General features: G+C 38.4%; 13 protein-coding genes. 11 read left to right on the plus strand and 2 right to left on the minus strand.

All coding sequences use genetic code 11. The features are described from left to right. Positions 1 to 20: 20 nt before the first annotated feature. Positions 21 to 593, minus strand: coding sequence for a DNA-3-methyladenine glycosylase I (locus HMPREF0518_RS01645; protein WP_003625475.1), 573 nt, complete (start codon positions 591 to 593; stop codon positions 21 to 23). Between the two features lie 155 nt (positions 594 to 748). Between HMPREF0518_RS01645 and HMPREF0518_RS01650 the strand changes: the two genes are divergently transcribed. From HMPREF0518_RS01650 to HMPREF0518_RS01695, 11 genes are all read left to right on the plus strand, one after another. After that, the gene (locus HMPREF0518_RS01650; RefSeq protein WP_012211290.1) at positions 749 to 1,234 is read left to right on the plus strand and encodes a hypothetical protein; all 486 of its coding nucleotides are present in this window, start codon (positions 749 to 751) and stop codon (positions 1,232 to 1,234) included. Positions 1,235 to 1,287: 53 nt separating this feature from the next. Beyond that, positions 1,288 to 2,685 carry a metallophosphoesterase family protein gene (locus HMPREF0518_RS01655; RefSeq protein WP_003625477.1) on the plus strand — a complete coding sequence of 466 codons (1,398 nt, stop codon included), beginning with the start codon at positions 1,288 to 1,290 and terminating at the stop codon, positions 2,683 to 2,685. 115 nt (positions 2,686 to 2,800) lie between these two features. Continuing rightward, positions 2,801 to 4,750, plus strand: a complete 1,950-nt coding sequence (gene asnB / locus HMPREF0518_RS01660) for an asparagine synthase (glutamine-hydrolyzing) (protein WP_003625478.1) — start codon at positions 2,801 to 2,803, stop codon at positions 4,748 to 4,750. A 22-nt stretch (positions 4,751 to 4,772) separates the two neighbouring features. Beyond that, positions 4,773 to 6,059 carry a carboxylate--amine ligase gene (locus HMPREF0518_RS01665; protein WP_003625479.1) on the plus strand — a complete coding sequence of 429 codons (1,287 nt, stop codon included), beginning with the start codon at positions 4,773 to 4,775 and terminating at the stop codon, positions 6,057 to 6,059. Positions 6,060 to 6,330: 271 nt separating this feature from the next. Then, complete coding sequence (locus tag HMPREF0518_RS09590; RefSeq protein WP_003625480.1) at positions 6,331 to 6,492, plus strand: hypothetical protein; 162 nt, start codon at positions 6,331 to 6,333, stop codon at positions 6,490 to 6,492. Positions 6,493 to 6,706: 214 nt separating this feature from the next. Continuing rightward, a complete protein-coding gene (nrdD, locus tag HMPREF0518_RS01670) occupies positions 6,707 to 8,926 on the plus strand; it encodes an anaerobic ribonucleoside-triphosphate reductase (protein WP_003630012.1) in 2,220 nt (739 codons plus the stop codon). Next, positions 8,919 to 9,632 carry an anaerobic ribonucleoside-triphosphate reductase activating protein gene (nrdG, locus tag HMPREF0518_RS01675; protein ID WP_003625482.1) on the plus strand — a complete coding sequence of 238 codons (714 nt, stop codon included), beginning with the start codon at positions 8,919 to 8,921 and terminating at the stop codon, positions 9,630 to 9,632. The genes nrdD and nrdG overlap by 8 nt, the downstream gene beginning before the upstream one ends. Before the next feature lie 51 nt (positions 9,633 to 9,683). Next, complete coding sequence (locus HMPREF0518_RS01680) at positions 9,684 to 10,253, plus strand: iron-sulfur cluster assembly protein (RefSeq protein WP_003625484.1); 570 nt, start codon at positions 9,684 to 9,686, stop codon at positions 10,251 to 10,253. Beyond that, entirely contained in the window at positions 10,246 to 11,439 is a 1,194-nt protein-coding gene (locus HMPREF0518_RS01685) for a DUF438 domain-containing protein (RefSeq protein ID WP_003625486.1), read from the plus strand. Before HMPREF0518_RS01680 ends, HMPREF0518_RS01685 begins: the two co-directional genes overlap by 8 nt. 99 nt (positions 11,440 to 11,538) lie before the next feature. Beyond that, the gene (locus tag HMPREF0518_RS01690) at positions 11,539 to 12,756 is read left to right on the plus strand and encodes an MDR family MFS transporter (protein ID WP_003625488.1); all 1,218 of its coding nucleotides are present in this window, start codon (positions 11,539 to 11,541) and stop codon (positions 12,754 to 12,756) included. A gap of 89 nt (positions 12,757 to 12,845) precedes the next feature. After that, entirely contained in the window at positions 12,846 to 14,777 is a 1,932-nt protein-coding gene (locus HMPREF0518_RS01695) for a M13 family metallopeptidase (RefSeq protein ID WP_003625492.1), read from the plus strand. A gap of 219 nt (positions 14,778 to 14,996) precedes the next feature. Here HMPREF0518_RS01695 and HMPREF0518_RS01700 read toward each other — a convergent pair whose 3' ends face one another. After that, a complete protein-coding gene (locus HMPREF0518_RS01700; protein ID WP_003630022.1) occupies positions 14,997 to 17,018 on the minus strand; it encodes a KUP/HAK/KT family potassium transporter in 2,022 nt (673 codons plus the stop codon). Between the last annotated feature and the right edge of the window lie 57 nt (positions 17,019 to 17,075).

Raw genomic sequence — 17,075 nt, forward strand, 5'->3', positions numbered from 1 at the left:
AGACGCGCGTCTTCTCTTTTTTATCCATTATTTTTGAAGTAGCAATCTTCAAGATGGTCATTAATTAGGCCAATTCCTTGCAAGTAAGAGTAAATGATTACAGGACCTACGAAAAAGAAACCATCTTTTTTCATTTGCTTGGCAATCTGCTTAGCGATGTCGCTTGTGGTCGGAACCTCATCAATCGTATCGGGATGATGAACGATGGGTGAAGGGATAAAGTTTTGCAAGTATTTGGCAAAACTGCCGTATTCTTTTTTTACTGCTAGGATTGCCTTGGCATTTTTAATTGCGGCATTGATTTTAATATGGTTGCGGATAATACCCTTGTCTTGCATGAGTAGTCCCGCATCGTAATCAATCATTTGCGCCATTTTTTCTGCATCAAAATCTTTAAAAGCTTTTCTGAAATTTTTGCGTTTATGCAGAATCGTTGCCCAGCTAAGTCCAGATTGAAAAAGTTCAAGCACTAACATCTCATAGAGATATTGATCATCTAAATTTAATTTCCCCCACTCATGGTCATGATAGTTTCTCACTGTCGCATCTTGTACATCGCCCCAAGGGCAGCGAAATATCCTAGTTTCATTCATAAAAATTTCTCCTTTTAAAATAATATTTTTACTCTCTAATATTCATTACGCAAAAAAAAGTGGATTTTTTCTGAGAAATTTTATTTTTAAGTTTGAAATGCAGGCTTTAATTCCTTTTTTTGCTATAATTAGGGGTGAATTTTGAGGAGGTTCATATGGAGAAATTAGATACCATGATGTTGGCTGATGATTTAGCCTTATCACAAGACAAGATTTTGAATGGTGAACAAGACTTTGACGCTGAAGCTGTCTATAAAGTGATTGATAACTTAGGCGTTTTGAATAATCCTATTAAAGATTACTTTGATATGACCGAAGAAGAATACTACGAAGCAGAAAGCGATCATAAATTAACTTTGATCAAAATGGCTGATAAGTTGACTGATTTGCATGACCGTATCTTAACTAACCACGTTGATGGTTACGTTGATAAGGATGAAATCAATTTGACTTACAACCATGAAAATCCATATGAAGATGATTTCTATGATCCAGCCACTGATTATCGAGTTATCGTTTACAGTTTAAAGGTTATTGGCGCAGTTCAATCAATTGCTGCCAAGGATTTACAAGAAGTATTGGCTAAAGACGCTGTTTTGTCAGTAGGACTTGCTGCTTATGCTTTAGCACACAACGCATAAATTATTTGAGTCGGGTCGCGAGAGTCGGCTTTTTTTGTCTTTGGGGCGAAAAAATGAAGCTATTGAAATATACAAAAGGAATAGTTGATAAGATCATAGGAGCAAGAAAGCGTTCAGCCATGAATAAAGATGGTGAGCTGCTTGATCCTATGCAAAAATATACTACTATTGGTGAATACCATGTTGATGCAGAAGATGGTACGCCAGATGGTAAAAAATTTGTGCTAACAGTTTATCAAGATAAGGACGGAGTATTGCGTCAGGCACTTAGTTCAGAGAGTACTACTGAACTGGCTCCTGAATATGTTCGTAAATACAGCGATGAATTAGGCCGCTTTAGAGCTTTTCATAATAAAAAGACGGGTCGTCGTTACTTAGTAGAAGATTATCTTGATGATTATGTGAGTGAGGTCAAAAAACACATTCGTGATGGCAAAAATTCAGTCAATCTCGGGGTAATTACTGATACTCACTTTAAAGATAAAGATAGTGTTGATTTCTATGGCTGGAATGGTTTGCAGCATGTCCAAGAATTTTCTTATTTAGAAAAGTTTGGCTTACTAGATCTGAAAGCACACCTTGGCGACTGGATCGACGGCTCTGATGCTGGTTTGATTGGTGAAAGCGAGCTTATTAAATTAAAAGATTCATTTAAATCAGATAAAGTTCCGTATTTGAATATTAAGGGAAATCATGATGAAAATGATAAGTTTGACGAGCATCATGATCCTAAAGCCTCATTCCCTGAAAATGAGTTTGAAAATATTATGTGGCCTGATATGTATCGTCAAAAGGGCATTCACTATGTTTCTCGTCAACATGGCGTAGCTTATTTTGATATTGATGATGTTCGCGTGGTTTCCGTTAATACTTCAGATGTGCCATATATTTTGGATAATAAAGGTCATAAACGTTACGATAATAAGATTACTTTAGCAGTACGTGAAGACCAGATTGAAGAAATCATTGAAATTCTCACCAAGTCTTCTAATAAAAAAATTGTTTTCATGAGTCATGCTAATCCAATTAATCGTAAAGGCTCGAATGCATTGAAATACAATGGTCGTTCACTGCATGAATTGCTCGTTGCCTTTAATCAACGCGAAAAAGGACGCATGCATGCTAGCGAAGGTGAACCAGCAGAATTTCGCTTGTCTAATTACTTTGATTTCACTAAGGTGAAAAATGCTCGCATTATAGCCTACTTCTGTGGTCATCGTCATCGTGAAGATCAATATCGCATTAACGGTATTCAATATATCCTGTTCAATTGCTCAGCTTTAATGGGCCCAAATCATTCGTTAACAACTAAATATAATAAAAACTTGAACCGTAAAATCGATCATAATAATGAGTTTGCGGGATACATTGTAAATATTGATTTGAAGCGTCATCGAATTCAATCGTTTGGTTATGGTGCAGCTTCAAGAAGACGCGTTTACTTTATTTAGTTAAAGAATGGTAAAGCCATTTGGCTATTACAAGTCTTTAGCTTATAATAAGAAAGTTAACGTGAAAAAATAACTAGATATAATTTTAGAGAGATTAACTTAGGGGAATTTGACTATGTGCGGAATTGTCGCATTTTATGATCCAAAAATAAATGAAAAACAAGCTGTCATTGGTAAGATGATGGCGACGATCAAGCACCGTGGACCTGGTTCCGACGGTTATTACACTAATGATGAAGTTGCACTTGGCTTTAGAAGATTATCAATTATCGATCTTCGAGGCGGAAGTCAACCAATTTATAATGAAGATAAAACTAGAGCAATCATCTTTAATGGTGAAATTTACAACTTTAAGCCATTAAGAGAAGAATTAATTAAAGCTGGACACGTTTTTTCAACTAAAGCAGATACTGAAGTTCTTCTTCATGGATATGAAGAATGGGGCATGGATGGCCTTCTTAAGCGTGTACGCGGAATGTTTGCTTTCCTTATTTGGGATGACAACAACAAGACCCTTTATGGTGCACGTGACTTCTTTGGTATTAAGCCAATGTATTACAGCAACCAAAATGGCCACTTGCTAGTTGGCTCAGAACTTAAGAGTTTCTTGGAATTTCCAAAGTTCAAGCGTGAATTAAACGTAGAAGCTGTTAAGCCATACTTAATGAACCAATATAATGACCTTGAAGAAACCTTCTTTAAGGGCGTTTACCGTTTTCCAGCTGGGCACTGGTTCGAATACAAAGATGGTGAAATGAAGACCCATCAATATTGGGATGCCGAATATAAAGAAAACAGCTTAAGCTTTGAAGAAACTTTAAAGCGAATCAACGATGATTTAAAGGAAACTGTTGATTTATACAGAAACGCTGATGTTAAGGTTGGTGCATTCTTATCTGAAGGTATCGACTCATCATACTTGACTACTTTGCTTAATCCAGATGATGTTTTCTCTGTCAGCTTTGATGATTCAACTTACGATGAAGCTTCAAAGGCTAAGGCCTTAGCTGATATCAATCACTGGACTTTCTTTAGTGACAAGGTAGACGCTGATGAAGCTATGCATGACTTCCCAGAAATGCAATACCACATGGATGAACCTGATGCCAACCCATCAATCATTCCTCTCTGGTACTTGTGTAAGTTAGCTCGTAAGCACGTTACTGTTGCTCTTTCTGGTGAAGGTGCCGATGAATTGTTTGCTGGTTACGTAAACTACGGGATGCACACTCACAATGACATCATTAAGGTCTTTACTAGTGAGTTAAAGAAATTGCCTAAGAAGAAGCAAGTGAAGTTAGCTCATAAGATTAAGAAGATGCCTAACTTCCCAGGTAAGGTTCACATGTATACTAATTTGGCTGAACCAAGTGAATTTTATGTAGGTCAATCAGTCATCTATGACATGGATTACCCAACTATCTTTACTTCTAAGGATGCTAATAGTATTTTGCAGCCAACTTACCGCAATAAATTGACTGTTAATGGCATTTACCAAAAGGACTTCAAGAAGGTTAAGAACATCGATAACGTTAAGCAAATGCAATACATTGATTTGCACCACTTTATGCTTAATGATATCGAACAAAAGGCTGATAAGATTTCAATGGCTCACTCACTTGAAGTTCGTGTGCCATATCTTGATAAGAAGATTGCAGAACTTGCTAACTCTATTCCAACTAAGTACTTAGTTAACCGTCATGATACTAAGTATGCTTTGCGTAAAGCTTCAGAAAAAGTCTTGCCAGATGAATGGGCTAAGCGTCCAAAGCTTGGATTCCCAACACCAATCAAGCAATGGCTTAAGGAACCACGTTTCTACAAGCAAGTTCGTAGTTTGTTTGAAGAAGAATTCGTTAATGATATCTTTGACCAAAAGAAGATTATTAAGTTGCTTGATGATAACTACGAAGGTGACGGCTCACACAGAAGACAAATCTGGGTTATCTACACCTTCCTTGTTTGGTACAAGTTGTTCTTTGTTGATTACGAAAATACTGTTAAAAAATACCAACATGTTCAACCTGAAGTTGCTAATTTAATTTCACAAGGCAAATTACTATAATTTAGGGGTTTAATTTAGGATAATGACTAAAAAATTTACACCAATTTTACTTGGTAGTGACATTAATGTTTATGGTATGGCTCGTTCCTTTAATGAAGCCTACGGTATCAAAGTAAAAGCTTTAGCTGACGTTCAACTTGCTGCAACGCGTTATTCCAGCATTGTCGATGTTGAATTGCACCATGGCTTTAGTAGTGATCCAACTTTCATGGATGTAATGCACAAGAAGATGGAAGAATACAAGAATCACGAGGAACCAGTAATTCTGATTGCCTGTGGTGACGGTTATGCGGAACTTTTAGCTAAGCACAAGGAAGAATTGAGCAAGGTCTTCATTGTTCCTTATATTGACTATGACTTGCTTGAAGTTTTAATTTCAAAAGAAGGCTTCTACAAGACTGCAGAAGAATATGGCTTGCCATATCCTAAGACTAAGATCATTACTATGGATGACTATAAGTCTGAAAAGTATTTGGATGTGCCATTCGACTTTCCTGTAGAACTTAAGCCAGAAGATCCTGTTTCATGGCTTAAATGTCAATTTGAAGGTCGTAAAAAGACTTTTGCTATTCAAGATAAGGCTGAATTTAAGGACATTGTTACCAAGATTTATACTCATGGCTACAAGGCTGACCTTATTTTGCAAGACTTTATTCCAGGTGATGACTCTAACATGCGTACATTGAACGCATATGTAGATAAGAATCACCAAGTAAAGATGATGTGCTTAGGTCACCCACTTTTGGAAGATCCAACACCACAATCAATTGGTAACTACATGGCTATTTTGCCAGAATACAATGAAAAGTTGTATGAACAAGTTCAACAATTCCTTGAAAAGTTGAACTACACTGGTATGGCTAACTTTGATATTAAGTACGACCCAAGAGATGGCGAATTCAAATTCTTTGAAATCAACTTGCGTCAAGGTCGTTCTAGCTTCTACGTAACCTTGAATGGCTACAATTTAGCTAAATGGTACATTGATGATTATGTAGAAGATGCCTTGAAGGACAAGGAAACTATTTACGGCAACAAGCTTGAATCTAAGTACAAGTTATGGCTTGGCGTACCTAAAAAGATCTTTAATGAATATGCTTTTGAAAATGAATACAAGGATAAGGCTGATGAATTAATTCGTGAAGGTCGTTATGGTACAACTGTCTTTTATGATAAGGACAAGAGCTTCAAGCGCTGGTTGTTAATGAAGTACATGTTCCATAATTACTACAAGCGCTACAAGACTTACTATGAAGTTAATAAGGGCAAGATCTTCAAAGAAGAGAATGCTAAATTAGATAAAGAATGATAATTAAGGTCACCGAAGTTGTTTCGGTGGCTTTTTTGCTTGCCATGGATTTACAATGAACGTGAACAGAACAGAGTATTTTGAAAAGGGAGGATTAAGATGAATGAAAAATCAAATAAAACCGCTTCGAAATCAGACTTAGAAAAAGCTGATTTGAAGCAAGTATTAACTAAATTAGATATTGATCCTAAAACTGGTTTATCTAGTTAAGAAGCTAAAACGCGTTTGAACTAAATATGGTCCTAATGCAATTACTGCTAAAACTGAACCAATGTGGTTAAAGTTTTTAAAGGACTTCACAGGACCAATTGCATATATGATTGAAGCTGCCGCAATTGTTTCAGCGATTATTAATCACTGGGATGATTTGCGAAGTCTGGATTTACAACATTGCTTGGATGTTCGTTTTGAATATTATCAGAATGTTGATTGAAAAAGCTCAAGCTAAAAAATAAATAGAAATTAATATTATTTGAGGGATGAAGCAATTTGAATTGCTTCATCTTTTTTTGAAATTATTTTTGCATAAATTATCCCCTTAAGCGCGCTGTTTTATCTAATACAAGATATACTGAGCTATATTTGAACATAATACAAGATATTGTGTCTATGGTATAATTTAGATACGACATTTTGGAGGGATGATTATGCTTAAACGAGAATTTGACTATCAAAAAGAAACAGAATTAAACTTACCAACTACCTTTATCAAGCGTGATGGGGCAAAATATCCATTTGAAATTTTTAAATTGAAAATGGTTTTGCATAACTTAGATCTTGATGATGAAGCAGATGCCGTGATTGAGAAAATTGCGGCTAAATTGACTGGTGCTACTGTGAAAGCAGAAGACGTAGCGCACGCTTTTAAGGAAAGCCTGAATGAATTGGGCTATCTTGATGAGGCTAAGGCTTATGTAGATTACCGTAAGCAAGATGAAAAGAATTGGCTCAAGCAAACCGATACGCGTACTAGACTTGAACGCATGGTGAATGGTGATCCAACGATCGTTAACGAAAATGCTAACAAGGATAGCGAGATCTTCAGTACCCAGCGTGATCTAACGGCTGGTACGGTGGGAAAGACTGTTGGTTTAACCATGATGCCGCAACATATTGCTAAGGCACACTTGCGCGGCGATATTCACTGGCATGACTTGGACTACACACCGCTTTCTCCAATGACTAACTGTTGTCTGATCGATTTTAAGGATATGCTTACTAACGGCTTTAAGATCGGTAACGCTTATATGACTAGTCCTAATTCAATCAATGTGGCAACGCACCAAGTTACCCAAATTATTACTAACGTTGCTTCTAGTCAATATGGTGGTTGTTCATTTGATCGTGCTGATGAAGTGCTAGCTCCATTTGCGGAAAAGAACTACCAAAAACATTTAAAAGATGCAGCCGAGTTTATTGATGATTCTGAAAAAGTAGAGCAATATGCTAAAAAGCAAACCAAGAAGGACATCTATGATGCAATGCAGGGGCTTGAATATGAGATCAACACCATGTTTTCTAGTCAGGGTCAAACGCCATTTACTACTTTAGGCTTTGGTCTTGGTACTTCTTGGATTGAAAAAGAAATTCAAAAAGATATTTTACGCATCAGAATTAAAGGTCTAGGTCGAGAAAGAAGAACGGCTATTTTCCCTAAGTTAGTTTTCACTATTAAAAAAGGATTGAACCTGCATCCCGGTGATCCCAACTATGATGTCAAAGAGTTAGCTATTCAATGTTCTACCAAGAGAATGTACCCAGATGTCTTGATGTACGACATGATTAAGAAGATTACAGGTTCATTCAAGGCACCAATGGGCTGCCGTTCATTCTTGCAAGGTTGGAAAGATAAAAATGGTCATGAGGTCAACTCAGGTAGAATGAACTTGGGTGTAGTTACCGTGAACTTGCCTAGAATCGCTATGGAAAGCCACGGTGATAAAGAACTTTTCTGGAAGATCTTTAATACTAGAATGCGGACATGTCATCAAGCTTTGGCATTTAAGGGACGCCGTGCAATTCAAGCTAAGCCTGAAAATGCGCCGATCATGTACCAATATGGTGTCTTTGGCAAACGACTCAAGCCAGGGGATGATGTAAACGAATTCTTCAAAAACGGCCGTGCCACTATTTCTTTAGGCTACATTGGTCTTTACGAAGTCGGCACCGTTTTCTATGGTCCAGACTGGGAACACAATGAAGAAGCGCATGATTTTACAATTGAAATTGTTAAAAGAATGCATGACTTGTGTGCTAAGTGGGAAAAAGAAGATCCATATCACTGGCACTACAGTTTATATTCCACACCAAGCGAGAGTTTAACTGATCGCTTCTGCCGTCTTGATACTGAAAAGTTTGGCAAAATTAAGGACATTACAGATAAGGAATACTACACTAACTCATTCCACTATGATGTCAGAAAACACCCAACTCCTTTTGAGAAGTTAACCTTTGAAGCACCATATCCATACTATGCAGCTGGTGGTTTCATTCACTACTGTGAATACCCTAACTTGAAACAAAATCCGGCTGCACTTGAAGCTGTCTGGGATTGGGCTTACGACAAGGTAGGCTATCTTGGTACCAACACGCCAATTGATAAGTGTTACAAGTGTGGCTTTGCTGGTGAATTTGAAGCAACTGCTAAAGGTTTCCAATGTCCTGAGTGCGGCAACCATGATCCAGCAACTTGTGATTGTGTTAAGAGAACCTGCGGCTATTTGGGTAATCCACTGAAGAGACCGATGGTTCATGGCCGTCACGAAGAGATCATCCACCGTGTGAAGCACATGGATTCTGGCATGGAAGATAGCTTGGCTACTGAAGAAGAAGTGAAGAAGTTAAGAATGGTGAATATTAATGCCTGAAAAAGATAAAAATCCGCAAAAAGGGCCTGATATCCGTAGCAATCTGATCAAGGTGAATATGGGTGGAGATACTATGTTTGTTGATCCAGACCAATATAAACCGCAGATTGAGCATCAAAAAAAGCTAAAAAGATTGCACCGTAAGCCTAAGAACCCTAAACCAGGTGAATGGGTATCCAAGGATTATTCAAAACATAAGGTAGCTGATTATAAGCCTTTTAACTTTGTTGATGGCGAAGGGGTCCGCTGCAGTCTATATGTTTCAGGATGCTTGTTTGATTGCCCTGGTTGCTACAACCTAGCAGCGCAGAATTTTAACTATGGTTTTCCATACACACAAGAATTAGAAGACAGAATTATTAATGATTTATCTCAGTCTTACGTACAAGGTCTAACCTTATTGGGTGGCGAGCCTTTCCTAAATACTGATGTTTGTCTAAAAATCATTAATCGCATTAGAAAAGAATTCGGTCATAAGAAGGATATCTGGTCTTGGTCAGGCTATACTTGGGATGAATTGCAAAAAGAAACGCCTGATAAAAAAGAGATGCTTTCGAAGATCGATATTTTAGTCGATGGTCGATTTATGAATGATTTAAAGGATTTGACATTGCAGTTCAGAGGCTCAAGCAATCAACGAATTATTGATGTGCCTAAATCAATGAAGGCAGGCAAGGTAGTAATCTGGGATAAATTGCAACGATAAAGTAAAATAAAGTCTGGAAGATTTTCCAGCCTTTTTTGCTAGGTAGGAAAAATGAGAGAAGAAAATATAAAGCAAGTAGATCAAATTATGACGGCATTGACTCAGGTGATTGATCCAGAATTACAAGTTGATGTAGTTAATTTGGGTTTGATTTATGGTATTGATATTGAAGAAGAAAAAGCCACTATCAAGATGACCTTGACTATCATGGGCTGTCCTTTATCAGATTATTTGCAAAATAGCATTCAAAAAGCAGTATTGCAGGTAGATGGCATCAATGAATGCGAGATTCAACTGGTTTGGTACCCGGTGTGGTCGCCTGAGCGCATGTCGCGTGCTGCTAAGGAGCAGCTGGGGATGCAGGAAGAAAAGAAAGCTGAATCGCAAAATGAGGATAAGATAATCGATTTTAATTTGCCAATTAAGAAGATGGCGGATAAATATCCCGATTTTGTCCAAATTATGTACGATTGCGGCTTTACCCGGATTAAGATTCCAGGCTTGCTTAATACTGTAGGCAGGGTAATGACGATCCCACTTGGAGCCCAAGCAATGAAGATTGATCTGACCAAGGTAAAAAAGGTATTTGAAGAAAAAGGGTATAAGGTAATCAATGACTGATAAAAAAAGACAAGATGCAATTTTGAAAATTTTGCATTATATCCAAAATGGCGGCGACTTTAAGACTGCCAAGAAAATGTTTCAGGAAGAATTTGATCAGGTCGACGTGGCTGAAATTACGGCGGCTGAACGAGAATTGATCAAACAGGGCCTGAATCCAGCTGATATTCAATATTTGTGCAATGTCCATGCTGATGTATTTAAGGGCAATATTAAGCAAAATGAAGAAAATCCTGATTTTGCGATTCCTGGGCATCCCGTTCATACGATCAAGTTGGAAAATACGGTGCTTAAATCTCTGGTTAATGATGCACTTTTGCCAGATCTTGCTAAATATGAGCAGGGAAAAGATACGTTGAAGAAGATTAGACAAGAATTGAAGGATCTGGCAACGATTGATAAGCATTATCGTAGAAAAGAGACTTCGCTTTTCCCAATCTTGAATAAGTACGGCATTACCGCTCCGCCGGAAGTGATGTGGGGTGTGGATGATGATATTCGTGCATTGATTAGGGATGCACAGAAGGCCGCTAGCCAAGATAAAGTAAATGTAGATGAGTTAGACGAGACCATTAAAAAAGCTTGCCATGAGGTCTTAGAAATGATCTTTAAGGAAGAAGAGATCATGATTCCAATGATCGATGAAGTCGCAAGTCAAGAAGATTGGTACAACGTTAAAAATGAGGAAAAGCAAATTGGTTATACCTTGATCCGTGAACCAATGAATTGGCAGCCTCAGCTTCCTAAAAAGAGTTCACCAGTTGATGTGAAAAATCTGAGTTCATTTTTTATCAACTTCAAGGAGGGTGCGCTTAATTTAGAGCAATTGAATGCAATTTTTGATTTATTGCCATTTGCTTTAACCTTTATTGATGAAAATGACAAGGTGGCTTATTTTGGCGGTGGTGCCGCAATTTATCCGCATTCTAAAAATGCCATTGGCAATTCGGTCTTCTCCTGCCATACGGCTAAGAGCCGGCCGTTGATTGAAAAGATGTTTAAACAAATGCATGAAGGTGAATTTGATAAATATGAATTTCATTTCACACCGCATATGATGGGGCGTTGCTTATATTTACGGTACTATGCTGTCCATAATCAAGAAGGAAAATACTTGGGCTGTCTAGAAGTGGCACAAGATGTAACCGATATAAGAAACTGGACTAGTGAAAAGAGAACAATTTAAATGATCAATTATCTTTCAAGAGTGGTCTTGTCCAAGATCGCTCTTTTTTGTTACACTTAAGGTCAAGGGTAATGATGAAATAAGGAGGGAAATGATTAAATGAAATTTGCACATGGGAGAACACAAGGTGATGAAATCAAATTACGTTGGCTTATTGTAGGTGTATTAGCCACTTGGATTGGAGCAAGTTTTATTTGGCCACTGACCTCGGTTTATTTAAATAAGCAGCTGCACATCAGCCTGTCTATGATTGGGGTTGTTCTATTTTGCAACTGTGCCGGCAATATTTTGGGCTCAATTATTTCAGGCCGTCTTTACGATAAATACAACCCATATCCGTTAATCTTATGGGGTGTCGGGCTTAATGTTGCCGTTTTATTCCTAATGGCAATCTTCCACGGTTGGCCTGAATATTGGGTATGGCTGACAATTACCGGCTTTTTAGGCGGCTGGAATGGTACTTTAATTAACTCAATTGCCACGAGTTTGCGGCACTATCAAGGCAGATATGTATTCAATGTGCTGTATTTCTCCCAAAACTTGGGTGTGGTAACTGGTACCTTGATCGTTGGATATTTGTATGATTACTCAGTTACTTTGCTGTTCGTGATTGCGGCACTGCTCTTTGTCATTGCCTTCATCAATGCGTTGTTTAATTATCGACCAATCATTGGCTTTCATAAGGAGAGAGTTGCTAAGGGACAGAGTGGGGATACACAAAAAGCGGTTCCTATGCCTAAGCGCAACTTCATTATGACGATGGCCTTCTTCACAACGCTAGGCGTAACTTGGCTAATGTACATGAACTGGGAATCTAACTTGTCTGTTTATATGGTGTCATTAGGCATCCCATTCCACTTGTACAGTTTGCTTTGGACTTTAAATGCCAGTGTGATTGTAATTATGCAGGGAATTTTGGCTAGATTTCCAAATATGTTCAAAAATCTTTTCCATCAGATCATCTTTGGAATTTGCATGTTCTCACTGTCTTTCATTACATTAGTCTTTGCCAAAGATTTCGCTCACTTTGCACTATCAATGTTTATTTTGACTTTGGGTGAATCTACCGCCTTTCCAGCTATTCCAGCCTACGTGAATGATTTATCACCTAAAACAAGTAAGGGTAAATATCAAGGAGCAACGATGGCTGCCAGCGGTATTGGCCGTGCCTTTGGCCCGCTATTTGGTGGTCTAGTAATTGATCAAGCAGGCTATATTCCTTTCTTCTGGGTAGCTGCGATTGTAATTGCCTTGATGATCGTCATGATGATTCCAATTTATTTAAAGTTAGCCAAAAAGCTTACTTTGTATAAGTAAAAAAGCAGACTATATTAAATCAAAATGATATACTTAGAATGATTTAATATTAATTTGATAATAAGGGGGATTTCTCTTTGAATAATAAAATGACTGTACGCGGCGGTGCTGGCGACATTACTGAAGCCGATTTATCAGCTCGTCCACAAGATAATTTATACTTAGCCGTTAACTCAGAATGGTTAAAGAATGCCAAGATTCCATCAGATCGTTCCAGAACTAGTAGTTTTGATGGTATTGACTTAAACATTGAAAAAGAATTGATGCAAGACTTTGCAGATTTCGCAGATGGCAAAAAAGATTTGCCAGATGTACCTAACTTTGAAAAGGCAGTAGCACTTTACAAGATCGCTAAAGATTTTGATAGAAGAAATGCGGATGGCGCAGATCCAATTCAAGCAGATTTACATGAAATCTTAGGCTTGCGCAACTTCGCCGACTTTACTTTGAAGGCTGCCGACTTCTTCAAGAATGGTTTTCCTATGCCATTTGATTTTTCAGTTGAAGCAGATATGAAGAATACTAAGATTCATTCACTTCAATTTGGTGGTCCAGGCACATTCTTGCCAGATACTACTACTTACAAGACTCCCGCTGCTGAAAAGCTTTTGGCTGTTTTGAAGGAGCAATCAATCAACTTGTTAACAATGAGCGGCATTAGCAAGTCTGAAGCTGAAGACTATGCTGAAAAGGCTCTGGCATATGATGCTAAGATTGCCAAGGTAGTTAAGTCTGCCGAAGAATGGGCTGACTATCCTGCTACATATAATCCAATTTCTCGTGATGATTTTGCCGATAAGTTCAAGTCATTCAAGATGGATTACTTCTTAGGTGAACTTTTTGCTAAGAAGCCAGAAAGAGTAATTAATACTGAACCACGTTACTTAGATTACGCTGAAGAACTCTTGAATGAAGATGTTTTTGCAGAAATTAAGGCTTGGATGCTAGTTAAGTTCGTCAATGGCGTAGCTAGTTCATTGTCACAAGAATTTCGTGAAGCTGCCTTTCCATTTAGCCAAGCTTTGTCTGGTCAACCTGAACTTCCAAGCGGTGTTAAGCAAGCATATCACATTGCTAACAGCGACTTTAGCGAAGTAGTTGGTGTTTACTATGGTCAAACATACTTTGGTGCAGAAGCTAAGGCTGATGTGACTGACATGATTCATAAGATGCTTGACGTTTATGAAAAGAGAATCCGTGAAAATTCATGGCTTTCACAAGCAACTAAGGATAAGGCAATTGTTAAGTTGCGTGCTTTGATCTTGAAGATTGGTTACCCAGATAAGATTGAAGAAATCTATGATCGTTTAACTGTTGATCCAGAAGCTAGTCTTTATGCTAATGAAGCTCAATTTGGCAGAGAACAAATTAAGTACAATTTGGAAAAGTTAGATCAAGATGTTGACCGCAGCGTATGGCTTATGCCAGGTAACCTCGTTAACGCATGTTATGATCCTCAAAGAAACGATTTGACTTTCCCAGCTGCTATTTTGCAAAAGCCTTTCTACGACTTGAAGCAATCACGTAGCTTGAACTACGGTGGTATCGGTGTTGTAATTGCCCACGAAATTTCTCACGCCTTTGACAACAACGGTGCTCAATTTGATGAATTCGGTAATATGAAGAATTGGTGGACTGAAAAGGACTTCGCTGAATTTAAGAAGCGGACTCAAGCTGAAATCGACTTGTTTGACGGTATTAAGTACGGCCCTGTAACTCTTAACGGTAAACAAATCGTATCCGAAAATATTGCCGATCAAGGTGGTTTAACAGCCGCTGTTGAAGCCAACAAGGGCGAAGATGGCAACATGAAGGAATTATTTGAAAACTTTGCTCGTGTCTGGGCAACCAAGCAATTGCCAGAGAGTATTAAGACGCAAGTATCAGTTGATGTTCACGCACCAGGTCCAGAACGTGCCAATGTTCAATCACAATGCCAAGAAGAATTTTACAAGGCATTTGATGTAACTGAACATGATGGCATGTGGCTCGATCCTGAAAAACGTGTTGTAATTTGGTAATAATCAATAAAATAACCTTGCTCAGCAAGGTTATTTTTTTGCCATTTTAGCTAATTTGTTATTTTTAAATGCTAAAGAGTAGTTTTTTTGCATTGACTCCTATAATGAAGATGACTACAGTGCTTGCTACTACACTGTGGCCTTTATAACTTATACCCATATAAATTTATGCACTAAAAAAGGCTCCCATTTGGGAGCTTTTTTTAGTTGTTATTTTAACTATTTTGTTTTTGCATGGGAATAATCTTTAGGCTTAATCCTCTTGATGTAAGATGGATTTGGTTTACCTAAAATTAATGGTACACGCTCAATGACGGTATCTGCATATTCCAAGCCGAACCATGAAGCAGGGTTAGAAGACAGGTTTTGTAAACGAACACGAGCTTCAACTAACCACTTCTCGTAACCAACTAATTGGGTTTGAGGACTGATGACATCGTTGACAATAACGAATGAGAAGTCACCAACGTCACGCCCTGGTGTAGTGGTGTATTCCTGTGGTTGTGGTTCAATTGTACCGTCAGCGATCAAATCATGTACGATTTGACGGATGTAAACATTCACGCTTGTTTGCTTCTTGAAACCTAGGTACAGCTGAATGTTAATTACGTTCTTGGTACCGTAGGTGTTAACGGCATATTCAGCGGTGAATGGCTCGTTGGTTACATTAACGGTAACGAACCAGTAAGCCTTGGCACGTTTTGGACGCTTATCCAAAATGGAGTACAAGATCTCACGTTTAATGAACTTATTGTACTTAACATTAGCCATGTAGACTAAGTTAGTGGCATAAATTGGGTAATCTTCATCGTGACTCAAGTTGGTGAGCATGTCGGTATACTCGTCTAGGCGAACGTAGGCATTTCTTGATTCACGCTTGTCACGTACCTTGTTACCGTAGTACCAAACGTACATGATGAAGCCGATCACAATAGTGATGAAGAGTGATATGTAACCACCGTGGGTAAACTTGGTCAAACTTGAAATCATGAACATGATTTCAAGAACACCGAATAAGATCAAGAAGATCCAGTTCCAAAGTGGGTTGATTTTTTTAATGACTAACCATTCATAAAGCAAGATGGTAGTTGCAAGCATTGAGATCGTGATGGAAAGACCATAGGCTGCTTCCATGTGAGCAGAAGTTTGGAAGTACAAAACAATAGCAATAGTTGCAACACAGATCCCTTTATTGATGGAAGGAATATAAATCTGACCCTTTTCAGTTGATGGGTAATTAATGTTCATTCTTGGCAAGAACTTAAGCCCACTAGCTTCAGCGACCAAGGTGAATGAACCAGTGATCAAAGCCTGTGAGGCAATAACAGCGGCAATAGTAGCCAAAATGATGGCAAACAATCTGATGTTGATTGGAATCATTTCATAGAATGGGTTAAGCACGCCGCCGTCGGCAGGAAGGAAGTTTGAGTTATTTAAAATCCAAACCCCTTGACCGAAGTAGTTGAGTGACAAGCAAACAAATACAAATGGCCAAGAACCAATAATATTCTTTTTACCAACGTGACCAACATCGGAGTAAAGGGCTTCAGCGCCAGTAGTAGCCAGGAAGATTGATCCTAAGATAAAGATTCCGGCCTTGTTGTAAGGACTGAAGAGCAACTTAATGGCATAAACTGGGTTAATTGCTTGAATGATTGACCAGTCGCCAGCCATGTTGATTACACCCATGATTCCCAAGAATGAGAACCAAATAAACATAATCGGTCCGAATGCCTTACCAATGATACTTGTTCCCATTTTTTGGATAGAGAAGAGTACCAGCAGGATAATTACGGTAATCGTAATTACCATTCCCTGGGTAGAAACAGGAACGCTGCCACCGAATCGAAGACCTTTTAGACCTTCAATCGCTGTCGTAACAGTAACAGCTGGGGTTAAAGTACCATCGGCTAAGATGGCAGCCCCACCAATTAAGGCAGGCAATACCAGCCATTTGGCCCGCTTTCTAACCAAAGTATACAGGGCAAAAATACCACCTTCGCCATGGTTGGTTGCTTTCAAGGCAATCAACACCGTCTGTAAGGTGGTTAGCAGTGTCACAGTCCAAAGAACTAGGGAAATGGAACCGATGATGAAATCACGGTTAACATTTCCAATACCACCATTGCCTTCGACAATAGACTTCATAACATAGAGTGGACTAGTACCAATATCACCATAGACAATACCAATGGCGATCAGCAAGCCAGCCGCGCTCATACGTTTTGACGTAGTATTCATTTATATATCTCCCGCAAATAAATTGTAGCTATTAATAAAAAAAATGCCACGATGGCA

The sequence above is a fragment of the Lactobacillus helveticus DSM 20075 = CGMCC 1.1877 genome (genome assembly GCF_000160855.1).
GTDB classification, from domain to species: domain Bacteria; phylum Bacillota; class Bacilli; order Lactobacillales; family Lactobacillaceae; genus Lactobacillus; species Lactobacillus helveticus.

Excerpts from the sequence above, each read along its gene's own strand:
- HMPREF0518_RS01655 (WP_003625477.1), top strand. The coding sequence starts at position 1,288 with ATGAAGCTATTGAAATATACAAAAGGAATAGTTGATAAGATCATAGGA.
- HMPREF0518_RS01685 (WP_003625486.1), top strand. The coding sequence starts at position 10,246 with ATGACTGATAAAAAAAGACAAGATGCAATTTTGAAAATTTTGCATTAT.
- nrdD (WP_003630012.1), top strand. The coding sequence starts at position 6,707 with ATGCTTAAACGAGAATTTGACTATCAAAAAGAAACAGAATTAAACTTA.
- asnB (WP_003625478.1), top strand. The coding sequence starts at position 2,801 with ATGTGCGGAATTGTCGCATTTTATGATCCAAAAATAAATGAAAAACAA.
- HMPREF0518_RS01650 (WP_012211290.1), top strand. The coding sequence starts at position 749 with ATGGAGAAATTAGATACCATGATGTTGGCTGATGATTTAGCCTTATCA.
- HMPREF0518_RS01700 (WP_003630022.1), bottom strand. The coding sequence starts at position 17,018 with ATGAATACTACGTCAAAACGTATGAGCGCGGCTGGCTTGCTGATCGCC.
- HMPREF0518_RS01645 (WP_003625475.1), bottom strand. The coding sequence starts at position 593 with ATGAATGAAACTAGGATATTTCGCTGCCCTTGGGGCGATGTACAAGAT.
- HMPREF0518_RS01690 (WP_003625488.1), top strand. The coding sequence starts at position 11,539 with ATGAAATTTGCACATGGGAGAACACAAGGTGATGAAATCAAATTACGT.
- HMPREF0518_RS09590 (WP_003625480.1), top strand. The coding sequence starts at position 6,331 with ATGTGGTTAAAGTTTTTAAAGGACTTCACAGGACCAATTGCATATATG.
- nrdG (WP_003625482.1), top strand. The coding sequence starts at position 8,919 with ATGCCTGAAAAAGATAAAAATCCGCAAAAAGGGCCTGATATCCGTAGC.
- HMPREF0518_RS01695 (WP_003625492.1), top strand. The coding sequence starts at position 12,846 with ATGACTGTACGCGGCGGTGCTGGCGACATTACTGAAGCCGATTTATCA.
- HMPREF0518_RS01665 (WP_003625479.1), top strand. The coding sequence starts at position 4,773 with ATGACTAAAAAATTTACACCAATTTTACTTGGTAGTGACATTAATGTT.
- HMPREF0518_RS01680 (WP_003625484.1), top strand. The coding sequence starts at position 9,684 with ATGAGAGAAGAAAATATAAAGCAAGTAGATCAAATTATGACGGCATTG.